Genomic DNA, 23816 nt, shown 5'->3' on the forward strand with positions numbered 1-23816 from the left:
GAACACTCTATCTCCCGCGCCACAGTTTTCCTCGGCATTGCCGACCCCGGCTTAACTGATGGCGCTGCGCAACTGTCGAATCTCGGCAGGCCCCACACGGCGCAATGCGGAGTCCGCACGGGATGACGCATCGACGACCTCCGCCACCTCAAGCTGAGTCAGCTTGAGTTTCGGATTACGCTCAACTGCATGGGTTCGCCAAAGACGCTGCAGCTTTTCATGATGGACGGCACCGCTGACGGGCCGATCAAGGCCTCGATTAGAAATTGGGTCGGCCGGGTCTATTCAATCCCGCGCACCGAGCTCAATTCTGAAGAACTCCGAGGGCGTCCGGAGCTGAACCACCCCGCGGTGTATTTCCTTGTTGGCACGAACCCGGAGACGGACAAGCCGCGCATCTACATCGGCCAAACCGCGCCCCGCCAGAACGGCGTCGCATTTGCAAGGGCCGCCGAGCATTCACGCAGCGCGGACAAAGACTTTTTCAACCGCATCATCTACGTGGTTGTGGTTGACGATTCCTGGGGCGCCACCGAGATCACCTTCCTGGAAAACGCGTTCCACCAGCGCGCCATTAGGGCGGACCGTTACGAGGTCGCCAACGGCAACACCCCGTCCGCTGGCAGTGTCAGCGAGGAGACCCAAGCGGAGCTGGACGAGTTCATCGAGAACACCAACCTCATCATCAGCGCTCTGGGCGTTTCCGCTTTCCAGCCGAAGGCAACTTCGTCGAAGACCCGCACCTCGACCAACACGGCTGCAGACCCGGCGCGCCCGAGCGATGATGAGGAACCGGTCTTCGAGCTCACTGTTCTCAGCCAAGGTGTTCAGGGCCTGGGCCAGCGCACCACTTCCGGTTTCCTCGTCCTCGAGGGATCCACGTTGCGCCCGGAGCTGCGTCCGAGCGCCCCGCGAGGGGTCCACGCCACCCGGGAGCGCTACGCGGACCAGATCCAGGACAACACGCTGACCTCTGACTTGGAGTTCACCAGCCCATCCGCCGCAGCGGCGTTCCTGGTGGGCGGTGCCGCAAATGGCAGAACGATGTGGCACCTGCAGGATGAGCCGTCTACCACGCTCGCAGCCTGGGAAGACCGCGAGGGCAAAGAAGCTGATCGGTTCGATTAAGGTCAGCTGTCGGGCACGGCACCGCGTTTTTCCTAAAGCCTGCGAAAGGCTAAGAACGACCGCATATTGCCCCCCTGCTGCAGACCTTTAAAGCTCAGTTCTAAACTAGCGGATCCCTCTACCATTTAGGTCATGAACTATATGGTCTCCCCCGTTTGGCGAGCTTTGATTCTCGAGAACTTAAATGCCAGCAGGATGATCCAGGAAGGCCTACAGCGTCTCTGCTGCGTTTACGTTGAGGAGATTATCGGGCTAAGGCCCGTCGGGTGGGTTAGCCCGCTTTACCTCGGGCTGCTGGATTTCACCGCAGGCCTGGAACGCTTAGCCAAAATCACCATCAGCATCTCTGGACTGCTCCATGGTGACTCCTTCACTCCGGTTCGGAGATACGGTCACAAGATATCCAAACTGTTGGATGCTGTAGAAGCTATTCAGCTCCCTGCTGGATTCAGCTCCGAGCTTTTTGCTCGACCGACTATTAGCCAAGAGGCAAAGTTATTGGAGCTCATCGACAGATTCTCTGTTGGAGCGGGGCGATATGAAAATATCGATTCGCTTACGGTACCGGATAGAACCCCTGAGCTCTATGACGCGTGGTGTGAAATCGCACGAAACGAGCCGGTCCCAAAATTTGTCGAAGACCTAATCATTCTCCGAAAGGTCATCGCTGAACAGACACTCGACGCAGCAACTTCGGGCGATTTCCCAATCGATCTGGAGACCATAATCTTAAACTGGATCGACTTAGAGGATGCCCACCCAGTTTTCGCACCGTCCTCTGCGGTGGCTGTTCAACTCTCTATTTTGACTCGCTGGGTGGCGGATGCGCAGGAGAGAATCAACTTTGTACTATTCCGTGCTAAACCAAGCACCACCGTTAAGATCCCCTATCTTTACGAAGCAACCGTCAATCTGCGGCTAAGCCCTGAGCCCTTTTTCGAGCACGTGGTTATGGAGTACAGCAGCGCTGACGCACTTCTTGACGCGATAGGCAATGAGAACTCTGAGAGTTCAGAGTAAGAATCTTTTCGGTCGAAACCGCCTTTTCCAATAGATCGTGATGCCACCCTAACCCTCCGGCAGCAGCTCCGACCGCTCGCCGACCGTGGTCACCACCAGCGCGTCGCGGGCGCGCGAGGCTGCCACGTAGAGCAGCGAGCGCTCGCGTTGCAGGGCGGCGCGGGCGTCTTCCTCGGAGAGGTTCTTCAGGCGGAAGCGCAGCGGCATGATCTCTTTGCCCACGCCCATGAGGATCACGTGGGTGAACTCCATGCCTTTGGCGCCGTGCATGGTCATCACACTGACCTGCTCGTGGGAGGCCAGTTCGGCGTTTTTGGTCTGGACGGCGTCGATGCCGTGGTCGGCAAGACCGGAGACCACACGCGAGAGCTGCCCTCGGGTGCGGCACATCACGCCGACGCGGACCTCCTTATGCGTGCCCTCCTCGGCCGCACGCTCCGCTTCCTCCAGCCACACGTTGATCAAGCCAGCGGCTACGGCGAATTCTTCGTCCTCGGACGCCGCGGTCACGATCATCGGCGCTGGGCCGGACCTCGCGGAGCGGTATTGCCCGACGGAATCCTTATCACCCTCGGCGTCCAGGAACTCCATGTCGCCGCCGACCAGGATCCGCAGCGCGTAATCCAGGTTTTCCTTGGTGGTGCGGTAGTTCAGCGTCAGGCGCTGAGATGCTCCCCCGCGGGTGGAGATGCCGAAGTGCGACAGAGTCAGCGGATGGCCGTAGATGCGCTGGTGGGAGTCCTCGGCCAAGAATACGTCGTTAGGCCCTTGCGCCACACACGCGCGCAAAAACCGCCAGTGCCCCGCGTTGAAGTCTTGGGCCTCGTCGACCACGACGTGGTCGAACAGCGACCCGCCGCCGCGCTCGTAGCGCACGTTCAAAATCTCCGCGCCCACGGCGGACATGGTGGGCCAGAACAGCTGGCCATCGATGGCCTGGGTCTGCATCAGCGACTCCAGCACGGTCCACACCTGCTTGCGCTGCTTACGGTTCAGGGGCGTGCCGCGACCGGTGCGCGCAACCTTCAGGTACTCCGCCAAAGACACAATCCCATTGGCCAGCACCACGGTCTCGTACTCGGCCTGCAGGAACGCCTCATTAGCAATCTCGCGCGGCAGCTCCTCCGGGGCGGACTCCACCGCGCCCTCCCACACCTGGCGCGCTGCCATGTCGGTGTACGGGCGCACGCGCGGGGCGGTGACGCCGAGCACGCGCCGGGTGGCCTCTTCCGTCTCCTCCACAGAGCCGAGGGAGACCACCTTGCGCACCACGGCATCGATGTTGTCCACCCACACGCCGTCCTCGCCGGGCTCGCCGGCCTCCGGGTAGGAGGGATTCAACGCGTTGAGCTGGGACTTCAACCCCTGCGCCAGACCCTTGGTAAACGTGGTCAGCAGCACGCGCGGGCCGGCTCCCGCAATATGTCCCGCAGCCAGGTTGTTCGCGCGGTGCACCGCCACCACCGTCTTGCCGGTACCCGCGCCGCCGAACACGCGCGCGGACCCGGAGTAGGAGTTCTCCGCCATACGGCGCTGTTCCGGGTGGATGTACACGCGCCATTGGTCGAAATTGCCGGACTCGATCACGCTGCGCAGAGACTCGGTCTCCACGTCGTCCACGTACGCGAACTCCAGCTCCGCAGCCGCCTGCCGCAGGCCCGCCAGCAGGCGCGCATCCTCGGACTCGGCAGCCTCCGCAGCCGAGACCTTGCGCAGCCCCAGCGACTCGCGCGTTTCCTCCACCGAGTACCCCGCCACCAGCGCGAGCACCGCTTCGTGCTCCCACTTCGGCCGGGGCGCAAGCAGCGCGTCCAGCCCGTCCTCGGACTCGAGTGCGAGCACCTGCTCAGTCAGCGCGGGATCAATGCCCAGCTCGTCCCACAGCATCGAAGGCGTGAGCCCTTCCAGCGCCTCACGGGGCGCGGGCGATGGCTTATCCGCGAGCTCCGCAACAACCCCCTGCTGCGCCGCCAGTTCACGCGCGGCCTGGGCTGCAGCTTCCGCCTTCGCCTGCGAGTCCTCGACAGACTGAACACTCTCAACCGCGTCTTCCTTGATCAACGTCGTAATACCGTTGATCGGGTTCACGTCCAGACGTAGTCGCGCGGGGTCCAACCGCTCGGCCTTGAGGTTGCCTTCGTCGTGCGAGTCCACGTCCACAAGCACGAAGTGGTGCGTGTCTTGGTCGCGGATTTCAAAGAGCACCGCCCGGAACTGGTCGTTGATGCGGCCGGTGCGCACGCGCTTGTCCACGGCGTTCGTGAGCGTCTTTATCTTCAGCGACGGGTTCGTCGGGTCCGCAGACAGCTTCTGCAGGAAGTTCATCGTCGGCTTCATCAGTGCGCCGTCGAGGTCCAACCCGCTGTACAGGCTAAACGTCACCATGGTGTCTTACTCCTTACCCAGCAGCGCGGCCGGGATCGTCTCTGGCGAGAGTGTATCGGGGTACAGCAGCGTCCAGCCTTGCTCGCGAAGCTTGGCTTCGGCACCCGCGTAGGAGGCGTCCTGTTCGATCAGCAGCGCGATGCGCAGCTCGGTCCAGGACACGGCGGTGGGGATGGAGCCGATTTCCTCGCCGATCTCCTCGGTCGGTGCCGCTCCCGCGTCCACGAGGGTGCGCAGCGCGCCGGCCACGTCGGCTTCGTCCTCGAACTCCTCGATCGCCTCGGCCCACAGCCCACTCACCGCGGTCTCGACGGCACTTTGCTTCTCGACGACCTCCGGTTGCCCAACCATCTCACCATCACCAACCGCAACAGTGACGGCGTTGTTGGCCAGCCACATGATGTTGGCGAAGCGCAGGAAGTCGCGCCAGTTGTCGGTGGTGATGGAGCCGGGTTCGGTGGCGTCGACGTGCAGGCGGCGCAGAGCCACCGCACCATCCGCCAGGGTTCCGTCGAAATGGACCTCGCTGCGGAAGGTCAGGCGCCCACCACCCGGGATGCGCGAGGGGCGAAGCGACCCGCTCAGCATCCGCAGCAACGCCTCGTCCATAAGCGCGTACGAGGCCCTGTTCGGCTCCGCCAAGTAGGTCAGCAGCTGGGTGATGGGGGAGGCCTTGAGGAAAGCAATCTCGTTGTTGCCGATGCCCTCCATCGCGCGCGTGCGCTTCTCCGCTTTCTCGCTCACCCACGTCGGTGCTGCGGCACCGACCTTCACCTCCTGCGCGAACCAGTCCAGGCCGGCATCGGTGACGTTCCACGGCAAGATCTGCTTATCGGTGTGATGCAGGCTGTTGCGCTTTTGGATGTCCGAGGGGAAGCGGTAGTGCTGCGGGCTGAAGTGGAACGCGGCGCCGTCGGTGTACACGGCCACCGGCCGCACAAGCGGGTTACGGCGGTGCTGGAAGAGGAAGTCCGGGCGGGTGTAGCCGTAGTCGTGCTGTTCGCGCATGGACCACTCCTCACCGGACGAGAACGTGATGTGCCACTCCACACCGCCGGCGTTGGCGATGTCCTTGACGGTGGCGTGGCGCGCCTCCAGAGCCTCGCGCAGCATCTCGCGGAAGCGCACCTCCAGGTTGGAGGACTGATCCAGCTGGGGCGCCTCCGTCTGCGGCTCCCACGTCACCTGCAGGGGATCGGTCTCTGCCGAGGGGTGGTCCTGGTTAGTCAAAATCGCACGCAGCGCGCGTTCCGCGGCGGCGCGGGAGGTGACGTCGATCTGCTGCCAGCGGGTGTACGGCAACAGGCAGTCGGGGCAGGCGAGGCGCTCGTCGTCCTGGCAGGCGCACTCCGCAACCTTCGTGAACGCCTTTTCCAGCAGCCGGCGGACGTCTTCGGGCGAGGCGAACTGGGAGAGGTAACCGGTGCCGCCGGGGACGTTGTCGTGCATGAGCAGCGCCTCCACGGTGCCGCCGCGGTCATCTGGTACGCGAACAGTGACCACACCCAGGTGGTCCGGGTCGCCGCCCAAAACCTCCTTGAAGCCGAGCTTGATCGCGGCGGTCAACGAGGGGATGGTCGCCTTGTCGCCCGCGGTGAGCATCACCGGCACGTGCAGCAGCACGCCCTGGGTCTGCAAGGTGCGAGACAGCGCGACGGTGACGGACTCCTCCTCGCGGGCGTTGCGCTTCGGGCACCAGGGGCGGTGGTCCCACTTGGAGTTCGTGCCCTTCTGCGAGTCCAGGTGCCCGCAGTAGTTGCAGACGGTGAACATGGGCGCATCGATCTCAGTGTTGGCGAAGATGCGCTTCATTGCGGGCCCGCGGCCCAGGTTGAACCAGCTTAGGTTCACGTACCGCAGGTACTCCGCGCCGAAGCCTTGGGAGAGGAACCATTTGCCGCCGTGGCCGCCTTCCGGCACGGAGAAGCTTAAAGCAGTGTGGTAGTTCAGTTCGCGGCGGTCGTCGCGTGAGTCGTCGATAAGCGCATTGCCACGATCCACCTCCGCTGACACGCGGCGCATGCGCACCGTATCCAGCACCTGGCCGTTGTCGGCGAAGGTGTCCGCACCGCAGGAGGGGCACGCGCCGGCGGCCCCTTCGCGCACGGGCTCGGCGTAGGAGCACTCGGGGCACAGGCGCCACCGCTCGATGTCCGCGCCGTTGAAGCCGACCTCGACCGCGTCCACGGTGGCGGCGATGCCGCGGGCGTAGAAGGTGTTGCCCGGCGCGAGCTCGTGAAGCGCGGAGGACACACCGCGGGAGAGCTCGAAGGAGTCCGGGTCGATCTGCATGGTGGTCGGGTTGAGCTGGGAGACCACCACGGACAGCTCCACCGCATCATCCAACAGCGTGAAGTTGGGCAGCAGCCCGTAGCGCTCCATGGAGCTGATCCAGTGTTCGCCGAGCAGGATGTCGTTGAGGTCCTTGGCGGTGCGGTGGTACGCCGCCTTCGTGCTGCGCTTGTCGCGCTCCAGCTCGGCGTCGGCGTTTTCGGTGCCCGCGTTCGGGTCCACCTTGGCGTCCAGGGCACTCAGCTGGTCTTGGAGGGTGCTCAGCCGCGTGGTGAACGCCTTGACCTCGCCGTCCCAGAGTCTGCGGGTGCGCTCCATCTCGCCCGTGAGCGAGTCGGGCCCCTGCCCGCACGCCCACGCGCGCACCCCGTCCACGGTGGCCGCGTCCACGGACCCTGTCACCGTGGCCAAAAACGCGTCCACGCGGTCCTCCACACCGGCCGCGATGTCCTCGCCGAGCACCTCGACCAACGAGACCTTGCGGGTGCTGAACACGTCGCGAGAAAACTTCACATCCAGCCCGCTGTTGCGGAACGACAGTGTGTCCACCAAATACGCCGTGGTCTGCCGGCGCAGGATCTCAGTGGCAGAGAGGAACGCCGCCGGCGGCACCACGGTGCCCGCGATGACGGACAGCGGCTGGTTCAGCTTCGGCAGCATGCTCCCGCGGCCCTGCACGAAGGCGAGCACCAGCGAGTTGCCGGTGAGACGCCCGGCGCGACCCACACGCTGCACGTACGAGGACACGGTGGTGGGCAGCGAGGCGAGCATGACCGTGGACAGGTCGCCGATATCGATGCCCATCTCCAACGTCGGCGTTGCCACCAGCACGTTCGGCGCGTTCGGAGCCTCAGCGCCGCCGCGGAACGCCCGCTCGAGCGCAAGGCGTTCCTCCTTCGGGATCAACCCGGTGTGCTCGCGCGCCACCACCGCGCGCGGGTTGGTGGAGGTGTACAGCTGCGAGTAGTAGTTCGCCTCGATCGGCTCGTCTTCGAGCTCGCCGGGGCAGCCGGGCGTGGGGCACGGCAGGCCCGCGAGCAGCGAGCGCAGTTGCCTATCGACGCCCAACGGTGCATGACACACTCCACACTGCAACATCGCCGGCTCACCTTCACCAGCCACCACCACCTGTTGCGAGGCAATGGCGTACATCGTGCCGCCGGTGTCCGTGGACACGGCCATGAGCACCTCGCGCCGGGCGAGCTCGCGGAACACGTTGGTGAGCACCGTCGCCGCGTCGTGGGTGCCGATCCCCAGCACCTTGGAGGTCCACCGCGCGTAGCGCCCGCGCGGGCTGCCCAGCGGGGTCACGCCGCGGTCTTTGTCATCTACCGCCGGCCCGGAGCGCGGGAACTCCGGCGCGCCGCCCTTGGCAAACCGGCGCATGCCGCGCGCCTTGGCGTAGCGGTTATGCAGGCGCCACGTGTTGCCGTCGTCCTGCAGGTAGGACTTGAACATTGGCGTGTACACGCCGCCGCGTGCGCGAACCTGCTCCAACAGCCCGCGCATCCAGCGCAGCCGCACTTGCGGGTCGGCGGCGTCCACCACCTCGAACAGGCCGCTGTCGATGCTGCGCAGCGCCTCTTCCGCCGCCTCGAGCAGCACTGCGTCATCCGCATCCACCCGCGGTGTGAGTGCACCCGTGGACACCAGGGAACGCGGCAGGTCCGCCTGCTGGCCGAACTCGAGCGCCGCATCCAGCTCAAGGCGCTCCAGCACCGCCGCGGTGGCCGCGCGCCGGGACGCATCGTCAGCGTCCTTCTCCCAGAACGCGCGGAACGTGGGCGTCTCCGCGATCTCCTGGGGCAGCAGCTCAAACCGCGCGCGCAATGGGTCCTCAGCGGCGTCCGCGCGCTCGAGGATCCGCAGTGGCAGCTGCGCCACGGAGACCTCACCTTGTACTCCATTGTCGGAGCTTGCGACGACGCTGCGCATCAGCGCGCGGATGCCAAACGCGCGCGCCCTGGCCTGCACAAACCCCGCACGGTGCGCCGCGTCCTGCACGGAGTCCGCGAACACGAGGGTCTTCTTCTCCTCCTGCTCCAGCTGCGGCATGCCGAACAGGTTGGACAGCCCCACCGACAGCAGCGTGGCCACACGCGAGCCGATGTAGCGGATGGTGTCGGTCTCCCCGCACGACGGGCACACCTGCTCGCGGGCATACTCGCCGGCGTCGAGACCGGCGTAAGTGATCACAGGCACCGACAGGCCCTCCGCCCGCTCCCGCTCGTCCGGCTCACTCGCGGACAGCGTGCGGGTCTGCGTGTGGAACCACATCAGGGCCCGCTTGCCCTCGTCGTCGCCGAACTCTTTCATCTCCTTGCCGTCTTTGAGCGCCCGGCGGTACTCATTGGTGGCATCGATGAGAGGGCGCACGAGCTCAGGCTTATCGACGCTCGCCTTACGGATCTCCCCGCCACCAAGCACCACCGCGTCCGTGCCGGGCTCCAACGCCGTCATCCACCCGGCGCGCCCGCACTCGCGGCAGTAGATGGCTGGCAGCCACACCGAAGCGTCGTCCCCGCCGAGCTGGCCGTCATCCGCGAAGCGAAACACCTCGCCGTCCTCAGTCGGCGTCACCGTGCGCTCGATGCGGGAGACCTCACGCAGCCACAGGTGCGTTTCCACGCCCGGCAAGCGCTTGCCGCCGAAGCCGTACTTCTCGTCCGCCAACGCTCGCGCGTGCGCAACCGCGGTGAGTAAGTGGGTGACAAACTCCCGCGCCGGGCCCTCCTTGAGGCTGCGCACCACAATCTCGCCGAGCACCGCCGCCGGCACCGTCGTTTCCTTCTCACCTTCGCGCTCGATAAGCGGTGCCGCGTTTTTGGCCGCCTCCAGCAGTGCGCGGGTCAGCGGGTGCACCGCGTACGCCGCAATGATCTCTTCCAGCGTCTCGCCGGCGTCCCACAGCTGCGTGCGGAAGACCTCAAGCACCACGTCCGCGTAGTCGCGGTCCGAGGCATCGTCCGCAATCGTGCTGTTGATCTGCTTGATCTGGTCGATGTCCGGCAGCGGAGTAGGGGAGTGGCTTCCGAATGTCTCCGCGATCTCGTCCACCCACTGCTCGTACGTCAGCGTACGTTCGCCGACTAGCGCGTCCGCACTGAACTGCTCCCCGAAAATTGTGCCCGCGAAGTCAAGCACCTTCTGCGTGTCGTCTTTGCCGCCGAGCGTTGCCGATGTCGCCGCCGGCGTGACCCGTCCCAGCGGATTGGATGCGTACTCACCGAGGAACCCCTCCGGCTGGTGGGCTTTGAGCATCAACCCCAACCGACGAAGCAGCAGTGCCACGTCCGTGCCCTGCGCGCCGTCGTACGTGTGAAACTCATCCAGCACCAGGTACTGCAGCGACGTTGCGGACCGCTTCCAGATCTCCCGATCCTCTTCGCGCAGCAGCAGTTGGTCCAGCATCTTGTAGTTGGTGAGCAAGATGTCCGGCGGATCCGCGCGCATCTGGTCACGGTCAGTGATCAGCGAATCCCTCGTGACCTTGCGGACGGTACCCTTCGACTCACCCGTGTAAATACCCGCAGTAACCCCAGCCAACGCCGGCTCGCTGGCGAGCAGCTTGGCCAGGCGGTCCGCCTGGTCGTTCGCCAGCGCGTTCATGGGGTACAGCAGCAGCGCCTTGGTGCCGCGTTGTCCCTCCGCTCGGGCCCGCGCTGCGTGGTCCAACACCGGGTAGAGGAACGACTCTGTTTTACCCGAGCCAGTACCCGTGATCACCAACGTCGGCTCCGGGCGCCGCGCCCCCTGCTCATCCCGGCTGCGCAAGCGCCGGAACGCTTCCGCCTGGTGGTGGTACGGCGTGAACCATTCCGGCATCCAGTCCAGGATCCCGTCCCACCCGATCGCGCGCGCATACGGTAACCGCGTGCGCACGTACGGACCGTGGAACATACCCCGCTCGGTGTCCTCCAGAAACGCCTTCAGCGCGTTAGACGTCTCCGGATTCGCAAGCGAAAACGCGGTGGCCAGATACTCGGAGACGCCCCCGAGGACGTGCTCCGATGCGTGGACGGGGATGAGGGTAGACACGAGCACCTATTTTAGAGACCAATGGATGCAAAGGGCTTTCAAAAGGTTTGCTCAGCCACATGGAACTCAACAGCTAGCCCCTAGTGAAACACCCATAGCCGCGCAGATGCCCGTTGATTCGCCACCCGCCAAAACCGCCATTCGGCGGAGGTACAAATGGTTAAAAGCTTTCTTGTTGTTGACGGGCGGGAACCTGAATGTTGCCTTAGTATCGAGGGTATGCCTGAAAAAATTATCGCAGAGCCAACGGAACCCAAAGCCCCTTCCGCAGCGCCAGATGAGCTCCTCGCCAGAACTCTGACCAGAGAGGAGATCGAAGATCAAACCGATCCGTCAGGTCGGGATATACCGGTCACATTCCAAACCATCGATTATCCGGTCGACGCTCTTGTGAAACGACTCGAACGGGGCACGATGATTATTCCGCAGTTTGATGCCCCTAACGAAAAAGTACAAACCACCCTATTCCAAAGACAGTTTGTGTGGACTAAGAAGCAGATGGATAGATTTATTGAGTCGCTTCTAAGAGGATACCCTGTCCCGGGAATCTTCCTCGTCCGCCAGAACCCAGACAACAAACTTCTAGTTTTGGACGGCCAACAGCGACTAGAAACGCTCAGGCGTTTCTACAGGGGGGTACACAATGAAAAAGTTTTTTCTCTCCAGTATGTCGCGCCTGAGTTTCAAAAACTCACGTATGAGACGCTTCCCGAAGAACTTCAGAACATTCTTGACGATTCTTTCATGCAGGCAACGATCGTCAGTGTGAGCGACGACGATAGTTACGAAGCTGCATACCAAATTTTCGAAAGACTAAATTCAGGGGGAACGCAGCTCACACCCCACGAGGTACGCATTGCCCTTTTCTCCGGTGACCTCATGGGAAGAATTGCCGAATTAAACGATGACTCCGCCTGGCGCTACCTCTACGGTCCCAGGAACTCTCGCCTTCGGGACCACGAACTAATCACTAGAATCTTAGCGCTGGCAGAACGTGAAGAAGAATATCGGCGTCCTCTGAAGACATTCCTCAACGACTTCACACAGGATTTCCGAAACGCCCCGGATCGCCTAGAACCATTATCGGAAGGCTTCCTGGAGACAGCCAAACTATTGGCTGACCAAGTTGGCCCTTCGGCTTTTCGCAGAACCGAGAACGGCCAAGTAAATGGTGCTCAGGCGGAAGCGATCATGGTCGCCTTGATTACCGCCGAAGATCGAAGCGAGTGTGCAAGCGACCTAGCCGAGCGAGTCCAGTTGCTCCAGTCGGACCGCGAGTTCGTGAACGCAACAACAAAAGCAACTGCGGACAACGAAGCTGTAAGGTCGCGGCTTGAACGCGCCCGCGACATCCTCCTCGCCAACGGGGACCAAGAATGAGTCAGACCTGGCCCCCCGTCGCAGTAAGTCAAAACCTCCAACTGCACGCCAATTTAATTGAGCTTGTAAGATCTAACACCAATTTCGAACTGGACGTGCCGTTGGGTCACCACCTCATAATCCGGTCCACGGGTCTAATAGAAACCACCAGGGATACGGTCGCTCGCGATTACGCCCAATCGGTTAGTCATCCACGAGTACATCGCCGAATTAGCAACACATTCGTTAAGGGGCAAGGCTGCGAGCCGAAGCAACTTACGGATTTTATTAAATCGTTCGACGAAGATTGGGCTGACAAATTCGATCAATTCCTACAGGAAGATGATCAGCACCGAGGAAATCAGCTATCTATGATGGTGGGGCAGCGGAAGCGGATCGCCCACGGGTTGGGTGCTGCGGCTAAAGGCAGTCAAGCGCTGCAGTGGAGCGAGACCGCCAGGGACATAACCAAGTGGCTGATCGATTGTTTCGATCCTAGGTAGTTGCGTACGCAGCCCAAGCTAGAACTTGAGCTTATCGAATCTTTTGAAGTGCAGATACATCCTGGAGTATTGGTCCACGCCGTAGCTAGAAGCTAGCTCAACCTCTTACGTCTAGGACTCACCGTCAAAGAAAGTCTATAGGGCGATCTCGTCGACACAGCCCAGGCGACGATCATGGCGACCGCCACCAGCTAACTGCCTAACGAAACCCCGAACTTCATGCCGAACCGAAAGCTCAAACGGCTTCGCCACTACACGGGAGACCCTGTAGGGGATTCTACCTACAACGCTCGCATTCGTACCCCATCAATCGTTTCCGTATTCCGCGAAATCATACGGCCCAGGTTCCTCTATCGTCAGAAATTCCTCATTCAAATTGGATACTTCAACCAGTTCGAATCTGTCGAGTGTGAAATGACATTGGCCACAATAGAAAAGGTCTGGGTAGAAAGTTACCTCGACTACCGGATCTTCCGCATCCCAAATTAACTTCCGGTCAACTTCGTCTTCTGACCCAACACTTCCAGAGGCGCCACAAACGGGACACACGGCATCTGCAATGTATCTGGCATTGGGTATTCCCCAGGATTGCCGACGCAAGTTTTCCATTTCGACCGCAGAAAGACTTCCCGCTTTTATCCTTCGCAGCCGGGTTGCAGCTGCAGCTTCTAACGCTTCATATTCATTTGCAATTCGCCGTTTGTTTCTCTCCAACTCATGTTCAATCAGCGAGACTCTCGTGTGATCGACCAAGTCTTCGAAGCTACGCTGACGCGAAGTCAGGAGGATGTGCATCAACGACCAGTATCTCGGCCACCACGTCTCATCGGGACTGATAACAATGCCTATTCCTGCACCATGTAGATAGTCATTCCTATCTGCAGCAATCCTCGTGGCCTCTTTGAAATCAAAGGGTTTCAAGATGTCAGCACAACGCTGGAAAACCGTGCTAGCTGAAGCGGTGACAGGTCTCGATGTTTCCTTGAGATTCAAAGCGTGAAGCAGTTGGTTGCCCCCATCGTTGACGGGATCGGCTACCAGCGCAGGTGAAATGTCAGCGAGTGCCCATTTCGCTGCTTGCTCCAGCGAAAGTGAAGCCCACAGTCGGGCCTCATCGATCGTGCGATAACCGGTTGGTTCGGTCGCTCTGTTAACGAATAGGACGGCTTTGTTCCAAAAGCCTTCCGGGTCGAATGGGTTCATTGCTCAATCCTTCGTAAGGCGACTCTGTTTAGCACTCTTTCACGGTCTGATCCCGAAACTTGGGATCTGCCATGCAGTACAACTCCGTTACGGATCAGCAAAACGGTATTGGGAGAATCCCACCGGAACTCATGTACTTCGTCCTCTGGAGGATTTAGAAAACGCTCACTCAACAGTTTCGCATAATGATCTAGCGGATTCATACAACCTGGATCGAACCGGTAGTTGCCACGACTGTCACGGACTTGACCAACCCATGCCCGTTTTCCGTCCGTTATCGAGAACATCCCCCGCAACTCTGGTGAGTTAATATCTCTTGGCTTCCAGATGCGAGTAGGTACGTTGTTCGGTTCCTTTGCCCACAATAGGACCAGGTCCGGTGGTTCAAGTTGATGCGCGCCATCTGTATGCAGGGGTTGTTGTCCGAGACCGTACCGGGCGCTTAGGGAGTTTGGGTGCGCCACTGATGAGCGTTTCGGTCGCAAGGTATCCAACGGATCTTGCCCGCTGCGATTCGCCACAAGCTGGTATCTGGCGGTCTCAGCTTGGGCGCGGATGCTGGTTGCCAACTTAGGAAATAGGTTTTCGCTCACGCTTGTTGAACTCCATCCAGCGTCAGCAGATTGATCGACTAATGCTGAAAGTGAAAAGCGACTACGAGCGATTTCAAAAGGGGCATTCCGCCGAAACGAATGGTGAATCATGCTCACTCCCGTACCATCCCCTCAAACCGCGCATACGCCTCCCGCATTTCCGCCTCCCGGTCCAACTGCCTAAACGGATACTCGTACACGTACTCCACACCCGACTGCGGATGCACCCACGTCCGATCCGCCACCGACAACTCAGCACCGTCCTTCAACTTCGCATCAGCCTTCACAATCTCCTTCGGCACCTTCCGACCATTCGCATCAAACCGATCCTCCTGGTCATAACGACGCATCACCGGAAACTGCGTCCGATAAATCATGCACAACTCATCCGCCGTCACACCCAAAGACAACGCCACAATCGCATCAATCTCCACCTGCGCAGCACGCCGCTCCTCATCCTTCCGCAAAGGCGTATCGACGCCCCAAGGTTCCCCCACAACCTCCTCCCACAACGGGGCATAGGCCTCAGTGAGGCAGTTAAGGCGGAGGAAACGAGAGCGTAACAACGTGACGCACCCTGACTCTTCAGTCATCGGTAACCCCTCAAAGCTGCCCGAGCGAAGGTTACTGGCACCTGTCGCTCGAATCATGAAATCGGCGGCAATCGAACTGGAGAAGGCACCCGCGTCCGTGGTCACTTTCACGTCTCTCGTGCTGGCTGCACTCACCACGCCATCGATGTGAGCAGCGCCGGGCGGAATAATTGCAGGATAAAGCGTCCTATATCCCGTTGTCGCAGCAAGCTTCCGCCACGCAACCCGGTAAACAGACCTAATGGGTTGGCTCGTATCACCTTCAATCCAATCGCCGTAGTCAGCATCATAAGTTGCAACGGTGGCACGATCAGGTTGATATGCCGTTGCGGGCATGAAGTCCGCTGGCATGGCCTCGAGATCGACCCCGGACCAATCCTGGTTGTTCTTCAGGGTTGGGTTCGGTTGTTTGATCATCGGGGTGGATACGCCGAGGTGCGGTCCCTGAAGGATGATGTCATCCCAGGAATCCGGGTGGGCCCAACCGGTATCGAAATAGCCTTTTTTCTTGTCGATAGACTCATCCCAACCCCGCGAAAACTGCACGCCAAGTTCACGTATGCGCGGGGCCGATGCTAGCTTTTCCAAAACTGCTGCCGCTTCGGTATTGACGGTGTAGACCAAACGAGATTCGATAAACGGCACCGAGTCATCTTCTAGGATCGAGTGCCATACTTTGAGCACGTTCTCGTCGACAGTTTGGATGCGATCACGGTGGGGCCGCAGATCCCAATTTGCATTGTCGTCCTTCAAGCCCGGCAAACTTCCAGCTCCATTATGGGAGAGCGACTCCTGCACGGTGGAAGGGTGATACAAGGAGGCCGCATGTTGGAAGTCTGGCGAATCCTGCTGTGGTCCGTAGACATGGACCCCATAGCCGACCAGGTGGTGCACATCAAACAGAACAAGCTCGTTGATGAACTGCCAGTGGCGCCTCAACCGCACATATGCGCCTCGACGCAGGGGAGCAGCCTTCTTCTCTGTGAAGTGAGACTCCGGGTGAATGAGCGAGATAGCACCTTCTTCTGAGGTATTGCCCCAGGTGCGGTCCATGAATCCGCGGTAGAGGTCTGGCTGTTGACCGACGAGGTGTGGGTAGCGGGTGATGTCGGTGAGCACTGCGGCGGTTGCGACCGATTCGCCGAGACCTCGGTACACGACTTCCCGAGTCGGCCCATCATCGTTCCACTGTTCCCGGCGTGCCTTCTTTTCCGCTTGCGACGGTTTATGGGCGAGGGAGAACCACGGGTCGGCCTCGGAATAGAGCGCATCCAAGTCGGTACGTGGCCGCACCCACGGCGGGTTGCCCACCTGCAGGTCGAAGCCACCGCGGGCGAAGACGGCGGCGAAGTCGAGGTCCCAGTGGAAGAAGCCCTGGTCGGCGGCGACAGACTGCACCACGCTAAGCCACGGATGGTTCTCCAACACGGTGTCGATCTTGCGGGCGCCGGAAAGGCCGATCTCGGTGCGCTCGAGCTCGACCAGCTCGCCCCAGTTGGTGGCGCTAGCCAGGCGGATCTGGCTGGCGTCGCGGGCTCGGGTGTCTACGCCGAGGAGGTCGATGAGTGTTGCCAGCCACTCGTCGAGGTTGGGGAGAGCATCCACCTCGGTCAGGGGCCAGAAGGTCAGGGCGTTCCAGGCGTCCATGGCGAGGCGCAATCTCAGGTAGGCACCGGAGGCATCGTCAAGCAACTCCCGCTCGATCTGTTCGCGGCGCACATTCTTCGCGGTGTGCTCGGTCTCGCGGCCCCAGATGTCGATGTCGCGGCGGATCTGATCTTCCGCGATGCGCATCTTGGAAAGCGTGATGGCCCACAAGGACTCCACGCGTGCGGCGAGGTTGGTCAGCTTCTTCGCCTGCTCCTTGGTGGGGGCCTTGCCGGTGACGGACCGTCTCCACGCCTTCATGGCCTTGATCTCGTCGACGGCCAGCTTCTTCAGGTCCTTCGCATCCGCTGCCGCGCCCCATGTGGCGGACGGCAGGAGGAACTGGTGGATACGGCCGGCGGCGTTGAGGTCCTTGGTCTCGCCGGCATCGATAGCCTTGGCCAGGTTCTCTACCGGCTCACGGCGGGGGACCGAAGAAAGCCACTCGCGCTTCTTCAGCTGTGCGGAAGAATACGTGGAGCGCAGCGCACCGATGAGCGAGTTGCCGCGGCGCAGGTGCAGGCCGAACCACGGGGCCTTGAGCTGGCTGGTCATGGTGTCCAGCCACAGGGAGATCTCGGCGAGCTCCACGGCGGTGGGGTTGAGGTCCACGCCGTAGACCTGGTGCAGAGCAATGTGGGCCTTGACCTGCTGCAGCTCAACGGCGCGGGTCTCGGGGTCGACCTGGGTGTCTAGCTCGTCCTCGCGCAGCTTCAGGTACAGCTCCGCGAGCTGGCGGACGGCCTCGACGGCGAAGGCGCCGGAGCCCATGGCGGGCTCGCAGATGGTCAAGCTGAGTACGTCCTCGGCCGTTTCGATGCGGCCTTCTTCCTGGAGGACTTCGATAGCCTGGCCGACAGTGAACTCGGTGAGCACCTGCGGGGTGTAGAAGGACGCGGAGCGTTCACGGTCACGGCTGGACTGGCGGAACACGAAGGAGCCGGCCGGGTGCTCGCGGCGCACCTTGGAGGTGCCGCCTTCCTCCATCTGCTTGGTCTCCATGACGAAGCTGTCCTGCGGCACGGTGTCCGCGGCGTGGGTGGGCAAAACCCAGGAGCCCTTGGTGGCGTCGCCCTTCGGTGCGACCTCGTAGAGGTCTTCCTGGGCGATGAAGCCGTGGTAGGACATCAGGCCCTCGTAGACCTGACCGAGCTCGGTCACACCCAGGGTGGCGTACGAGATGAAGCCGCGGTCCTTGCCGGCGGAGACCTTGGACAGCAGCAGGTTCTGCAGGACGTGGGTGAGGGCGTCGTTGGAGAGCTTTACTTCGTCGATGAGCGAGGTGGCTTCACGCTTGAACAGGTCGGCCTCAAGGTTGCGGAAGGTCAGGCCTTCGTTCTGCGCATTCTCGTCGGCACCAGCGACTTCGTGCGGCTCGTGTCCGTCGTTGACCTGGATGAACAGCAGCTGCAGGGAGTCGTAGAGGTGGGTACCCCGGCGCGCCTTGTCGGTCACGGGCGGGTTGAGGATCTGGTCGCGGACGCGGTCCAAGCCGTAGCCCTCCACGTACTCCGGTGCACCGGTGGGCAGGATGGCCAGCTCCGGGGAGGCTTCGGCGAAGAGGAGGAACAGGATCCGGTAGAGGTAGCGCAGGGACTGGTGCGCAAGCTCGTTGCCGTCGACTCCGTCGAGCGAGAGGTTCTGGTCGCGGCGGCGGTCGAGGACGTCGTTACCGATGATCTCGATGGATTCGCGCACCGCGTCGCGCAGGTCGCCGGAAACCTTCACTGCGTGCTGCTGGGATTCCTCCCGGGTTTCGGCCCACCAGGTGGTGCCATCCGCTGCGCGCTCGAGGTTTTCTCGAGCAAGGATCACCGCGACGCGCTCGAGCTCGCCGGCCTTCTTGGTGTCGTTGCGCTCGACGGCGAGTTGCAGGTTCACGGCAAGGTAGCGCCCGAGCGGCCAAGACTCGCGCTCGGCAACGATTGCCCACGCGCCGGCGAGCACCACGATGAACTCCGGTGGTTCTGTGGCGAGGAACAAGTCGCCGACCAGCTTGGACACCTTGGCTTTCTCGGGTTCCTTGCCCTCGGTGGCGATGCCACCGTTGACCGGGAGCGTGGTCAGGTCCTCTTCGGTGGTGTCCTCGTTCGGCTTAGCGCTGATCACCACCAGGGTGCCGGCGTTGCCCACCCAGCCCTGGTAGGCGAACGTGTCCCCGGCGCGGGTGTAACGCTGCGTGGTGGGGGAGCCGTAGCTGAACGCGTCGCGCACGAGAGCGTCGGTGTCGGCTTCGGTGGCGAAGGCCTTCTGCAGCTCGCCGCGCTCGGCCTGGAAGCGCTTGACGGGGGAGGGGGTGTGTGATTCCTGCTCCAGCTGCGCCCACTCCTTGGTGCGGTTTTTCACGCGTTTGGTGAAGGATTCGCCCTTGGTCTCGTCGGTGGTGAAGTAGTGGTCGCTGATCCACTCATCGACGTTGATGATTGAGTCGTAGGTAGCCATTGGTCTACTGCTCCTTCGGCAGGACGAGGACGAGCGGGCGGATAAGTTCACGGTCTGGTTCAAGCGAGGCGATCAGCGCGCGTTCCTCGGCGATGAGGTTCGCGGAGCGGCCCACGCGCACGGTTGTCTGGCTGCCGTCCTTGGCGTGCTGCCACTGATCCGCGCGGTCGATCCAGTACTCGATGCGCTGTGATGCGTGATTGCGGGCCGCGGCCATCATCGGCTGGAGCTGGTTGCCCGCCACCTCCACAGAGGAGGCAACGAGTTCCTGCGCGTTGTCGGGCAGGGTGAGCGTCTCCGGGTTGATGGCGTTTTCAGTCAGCCCGACGCTGCGCAGCCAGGCCACTGGGTCCTCGATGGTCTTGGGCAATACGCCGCTGGCAACGGTGACAAACGCGCGGGAGACCACCTGGCCGCGCTTGTTGGTCAGGGTCGCCATGAGCAGCACGGTGGGCATGCCCACCTCGCCCGCGATAGCGGTGATCTGGCCGGCGGACAGGGACGCCAGAGCACGATCGGCGGCCCAGTCCGTCACCGGGTGCAGGGGGCCTAAGAAGTGGGCCTTGGGCCACGTGGAACCGTCCTGGCCCGTGCGGGCGTTGCGCAGAATCGTGTTGCCCACCGCAGTGTTGGTGGCCAGGAGGAACTTCTCGCGCACCTTGCGGTCTGCCAGGTAGTCCTGCGGCAGGATGTCCAGGCGGCGGCGCAGGTCCTCCGGGGGAGCGAGCTCCGCCACGCCGTTGTTGCCCATCTCGTAGCCCACACCGTTGGCGCCGAGGGGTTTCTCCGGGGCACCGTAGAAAGCCTCTTTCAGAGCGTCTTCGAGGTAGCTGATCTCCGAGGCGTACAGGCTGGTGGTGTGCGCTGGTGTGGCGGTTTGGCCTGGGGCGGGGGTGTCCGAGGGGTCGCTGCTAAGCCCAAAGCCCGACAGCCAGAAATCGATGAGGTCCTCCTCCGACTCCGCGTCGGTGTTGGCGATCTGCTCCGGGGTCTTCACCACATCGTCGAAGCCGGCCTGGTTCTGGATGACCTTGCGGATCTCCTCTTCCTCGCCGTTGATGGTGTGCTTGCCGATGAGGGAGCCGACGTCTCCAAGCAACGCATGCGCCTCGTTCTCACGGTTGATCAGCTTGGCCAGCACGTGCAGCTCGCCCACGTAGCCGCCCTGCTTCGTGTTCAACAGGAGTGCCGCGATCTGCGGGGGTTCCGTCTGCCCGTAGCGGTCCACGCGGCCGTTGCGCTGCTGGATGCGGATCAGCGACCACGGGATGTCGTAGTGGATGAGGTTGTGGCACAGGGTGTGCAGGTTCACGCCTTCCGACGCCACGTCGCCAGTGATGAGGATGCGCAGCTTGGAGTCCTCGCGCTTGAACTCGTCTACAAGCCGCATCTGCTTTTCGTCCGAGAGACCACCGTGCATGACCGCTACCGCAGCTGCCGGCATCTTCAGATCCTTGGTCAGGTGCTCCTTGAGCCAATGCAGCGTGGCCACGCGCTCCGAGAAAACCACCGCGCGGGTTTTCTTGCCCTTGCCCACGCCGATGTCTTGCAGGTAGTTCACCAACGCGGCGTACTTGTTGGAGTTCTGACGGGTGACCTTGGCGTTGAGCTCTGCCAGGCGTTGAAGGGCCTGACGCTGATTGGTGTCAGATTCTGGGACGCGCTTGAGACGGTTGTCGATGGTTTCACCGAGCGCGGCGGGGGAGGACAGGAAAGCCTTGACCAACGTCCAGGGGAACAGGCGGTCCTGCGCCGGGTTGGCGTTCGTGTGGATCCAGGTCTGCTCCAACTCGCCGGCAACGGCGTTTTCCTCCGCGGAGGCTTCCACCGGGATGTTTTCGGGCTCCTTGCGCTCCGCCCACTGCTCGCCGACCACGCTGGCCACCTCGTCGCTGTGGCGATGGCGACGGATGAGCAGGCGGGACACCGCGTCTTTGTCGATCTCGCCGTTGGGTAGCACCGCGGTGGGATCCAGCAGACGCAGGATCTCCTTGAAGCTCTCCGGGTCGCCGTTGTGCGGAGTGGCAGAGGCCAGCAGCAGCGCCTCCGTGGTGGGGGCAAGCGTGCGGGCGAGCTCATTGTTCTGGGTGCCCACGTTGGTGGCGTTGTGAATCTCATCGATCACCACCGCATCCCAACGCACCTTCTCCAGCTGCGCCCGGTACTTCGGGCTCTTCAACGTGTCCATGGACACGATCACACGCGGGAAGTACGTAAACGGGTTGCGGCTAGCCGGGAGCATCTGGCGCACGCGCTGGATGCCTGTGGAGTCCAGGCGCACCAGCGGGATGGCAAAACGGGACCAGAGTTCCTGCTGGAACTGCTCCATGATGTGCTTCGGCGTGACCACCAGGATGCGCTCGCCGCGGCCGCGGCGAATCAGCTCGGAGAGGATCATGCCGATCTCGAGAGTCTTGCCCAGGCCGACGGCATCGGCGATGAGGACTCGGGGGCGGAGGTTGTCGTCGGAAAGCGCCTTGCGTACAGCGGTGAGCTGGTAATCCAGCGGATCCATGAGCATCTGATCCGCCACCGACAGCTGCTCCTGGTACAGCGGCACCGGGGTTTGGCGCAGGGTGGTCTCCAGCCACAGGCGCGTGGTGCGGTAGCCGGGGGAGCGGTCTGGGACGACCTCCACCTTGGCAGGGTCGAAGACCTCCACGTCGTCGATGGCGGTGTAGAAGCTCGCCGTGGTGTCGCGCACGTAATCCGACAGGCCTCGGACCTTGAGCAGGTAGCCGTCCACGGACTGGGTGACGCTGGTGATCAGCCACAACTCGTCGCGGACCTTGACCATGAGGCCCGGCGCGTAGGCGGTGGAGTTCACCGCGTTATCGGTGCGCGCTTCCGGCGCTGCTTCCTGCGTGGGAGAAGACATACTAGGCAGGTTATCCGGCGCGCCCGATGCGGGGGAGGTTTATATCGGACGGGTGTTTGAGCTAGGGATGACGACGGGACGTTTCACGTGAAACTGCGTTGGTGTTGGGGCGCCAGCTAGATGACTGGCTGGTGGGTGTAGCCAGCCTCTGGCGTGTAAATCCACTGCTCATTGAGATGGTCGATGAAGCTGATCTTGTCCACGCGCCACGTGTTGGCGTACACCACGGGCTTGAACCGCTCGTTCTCGTTGATGGAGACGAGGTTGCCCCAGCCATACTTCGTCGTTTTGTGCTCGATGAAGAACTCACCCACGGGCAGTGCGACCATATGGTGCGACTCGTGGCAGGTCCGCTCCTTGTCCTTGCACTTGACCTCCACCCGGAAGTCCTTCACCACCGTCGCACGCGGGCCCTTGTTACTGATCACCACTCCCCACTGGTTGTCGTCCCGCTTCGCCCAGTAGGCGTAAACACTCATCGCAACCGCGTTGCGCCGTTGCTCCTCGTCCTTTTCACGTTCCTCGTCCTTGAACTTCTGGCTGTCGTCGCGGGTCTTCTCCGCTAGCTCGTTGGCCTGCTTCGATGTCTGCAGAGCCATGGCGGCCAAAACTGCTGCGGCGACGGCTGCGATCGCCTCAATGAGTGAAATCAAAATGGTCATGCTGGTGACGGTAAAGGGCAAACGCGGGTGCTGCAGGGTAAGTGCTGGTCCAGAGCACGGCATTACGCACTCACGAGCTTGGAGAGCGTCGCATAAGTACTGACCCCGAGGTGGCGGGACACTTCGCTATCTGCGATTTGCCCATGGCTCCAAGCATGAGTGATCGAGTCGAAGAAACGACTGCCTACGCGCGAGCACACCACTGTGCGAAATGGGGGAGCGCCCCCGCTTTCGTGCTGGTCGGCTGGATGCGCTTCGTGTACCCCGGCCGCATTCGTAGCTTCTTTGCGTGAGGTGAAGGCCAACTCCACTGCCTCCGCCGGAGCGATAACCGCAGCTGCGAACCTGTTGCACCAACGTTCAACGTCCGCATGCTCGGAATGGTCAGAGATACCGGTGCGTCCAAGAACAACGTGGCCCAGTTCGTGGGCCAAACTGAACAACTGGGCAGTTTTGGCGTCTGCGGTGTTAACAAAGACCAAGACGTAGCCGCCGTCTTCGATTGTGAAGCCTCGGAACTCGCCGACGCTGAGCCTTCTCGAAGTTGTGTTCCCGACGATCGAGTTTCTCGCCACCAGGATTCCGTCTTCCTCCATGGCCGCAGCAAGTTCGGCTACGTTGTCGCTTCCCGGGAGTGGTTTGCCTCTCTCGATACCAAGAAGTTCCCTGGTTCGCTCTGCCGTTTCAGCCGGATCCTGCTCGATCGTGGCCGAGGCATACATCGTCGGCGGGGCGATGCCCTCTTCGGCAGCGAAATCGGCGTACCAAGCGAGCCTGTTCTGACTCGAGCTGATAGTTTCCCGCAAGTCGGCACTCACGGTGCACATCGCCTTGTTCCCGACGGTCCGAAAGTCAGTCACACCCACTCGCTCACCCGACGGCTCGTCCAATAGCAATCGGCCAAATGGAATGCGGGCAAGCTTCGCGAGCTCCCTCGCCTGCTTCAGCGTTGGGCGAGTCTCACCCGAGTGCCACTGTGGAAGCTTGGGGAATCGCTTCTCCAATTCAGCTTCCGGCAGGCCAGTGCTATCCAGCGCCCATGCAAGCATGTGAGGCTGGATATTGACCCGGAC

At 62.0% G+C, this 23816-nt stretch carries 10 protein-coding genes; 3 read left to right on the top strand and 7 right to left on the bottom strand.

Annotated elements, in window-relative coordinates; all coding sequences use genetic code 11:
• The first annotated feature begins 189 nt into the window (after window positions 1-189).
• Together CIHUM_RS10760 and CIHUM_RS10765 are read left to right on the top strand one after the other, a co-directional pair.
• A complete protein-coding gene (locus tag CIHUM_RS10760; RefSeq protein WP_034996605.1) occupies window positions 190-1128 on the top strand; it encodes a GIY-YIG nuclease family protein in 939 nt (312 codons plus the stop codon).
• Between the two features lie 132 nt (window positions 1129-1260).
• On the top strand, window positions 1261-2148 hold the full coding sequence (locus CIHUM_RS10765; protein ID WP_148363809.1) for a hypothetical protein: 888 nt from the start codon (window positions 1261-1263) through the stop codon (window positions 2146-2148).
• A gap of 48 nt (window positions 2149-2196) precedes the next feature.
• Here CIHUM_RS10765 and CIHUM_RS10770 read toward each other — a convergent pair whose 3' ends face one another.
• Window positions 2197-4533, bottom strand: coding sequence for a 3'-5' exonuclease (locus CIHUM_RS10770; RefSeq protein ID WP_034996609.1), 2337 nt, complete (start codon window positions 4531-4533; stop codon window positions 2197-2199).
• Window positions 4534-4539: 6 nt separating this feature from the next.
• Window positions 4540-10863 (bottom strand): DEAD/DEAH box helicase, encoded by a 6324-nt coding sequence (locus CIHUM_RS10775; RefSeq protein WP_034996611.1) that lies wholly within the window; start codon window positions 10861-10863, stop codon window positions 4540-4542.
• A 219-nt stretch (window positions 10864-11082) separates the two neighbouring features.
• Between CIHUM_RS10775 and CIHUM_RS10780 the strand changes: the two genes are divergently transcribed.
• Window positions 11083-12243, top strand: coding sequence for a DUF262 domain-containing protein (locus CIHUM_RS10780; RefSeq protein WP_051106184.1), 1161 nt, complete (start codon window positions 11083-11085; stop codon window positions 12241-12243).
• 788 nt (window positions 12244-13031) lie between these two features.
• On the opposite strand, the gene CIHUM_RS10785 is transcribed toward CIHUM_RS10780, so the two are convergent.
• From CIHUM_RS10785 to CIHUM_RS10805, 5 genes are all read right to left on the bottom strand, one after another.
• Window positions 13032-13928 (bottom strand): hypothetical protein, encoded by an 897-nt coding sequence (locus tag CIHUM_RS10785; protein ID WP_148363810.1) that lies wholly within the window; start codon window positions 13926-13928, stop codon window positions 13032-13034.
• Window positions 13929-14634: 706 nt separating this feature from the next.
• Window positions 14635-19203: a DNA methyltransferase gene (locus CIHUM_RS10790; RefSeq protein ID WP_034996615.1), complete on the bottom strand. Its 4569-nt coding sequence runs from the start codon at window positions 19201-19203 to the stop codon at window positions 14635-14637.
• Window positions 19204-19207: 4 nt separating this feature from the next.
• Window positions 19208-22081 carry a DEAD/DEAH box helicase gene (locus CIHUM_RS10795; RefSeq protein WP_081634344.1) on the bottom strand — a complete coding sequence of 958 codons (2874 nt, stop codon included), beginning with the start codon at window positions 22079-22081 and terminating at the stop codon, window positions 19208-19210.
• 116 nt (window positions 22082-22197) lie between these two features.
• On the bottom strand, window positions 22198-22743 hold the full coding sequence (locus CIHUM_RS10800) for a hypothetical protein (protein WP_034996617.1): 546 nt from the start codon (window positions 22741-22743) through the stop codon (window positions 22198-22200).
• Window positions 22744-22805: 62 nt separating this feature from the next.
• Complete coding sequence (locus CIHUM_RS10805) at window positions 22806-23792, bottom strand: ImmA/IrrE family metallo-endopeptidase (protein WP_243427103.1); 987 nt, start codon at window positions 23790-23792, stop codon at window positions 22806-22808.
• Between the last annotated feature and the right edge of the window lie 24 nt (window positions 23793-23816).

The organism is Corynebacterium ihumii (genome assembly GCF_028609825.1).
In the GTDB taxonomy this organism is placed as follows: Bacteria; Actinomycetota; Actinomycetes; order Mycobacteriales; family Mycobacteriaceae; genus Corynebacterium; species Corynebacterium afermentans.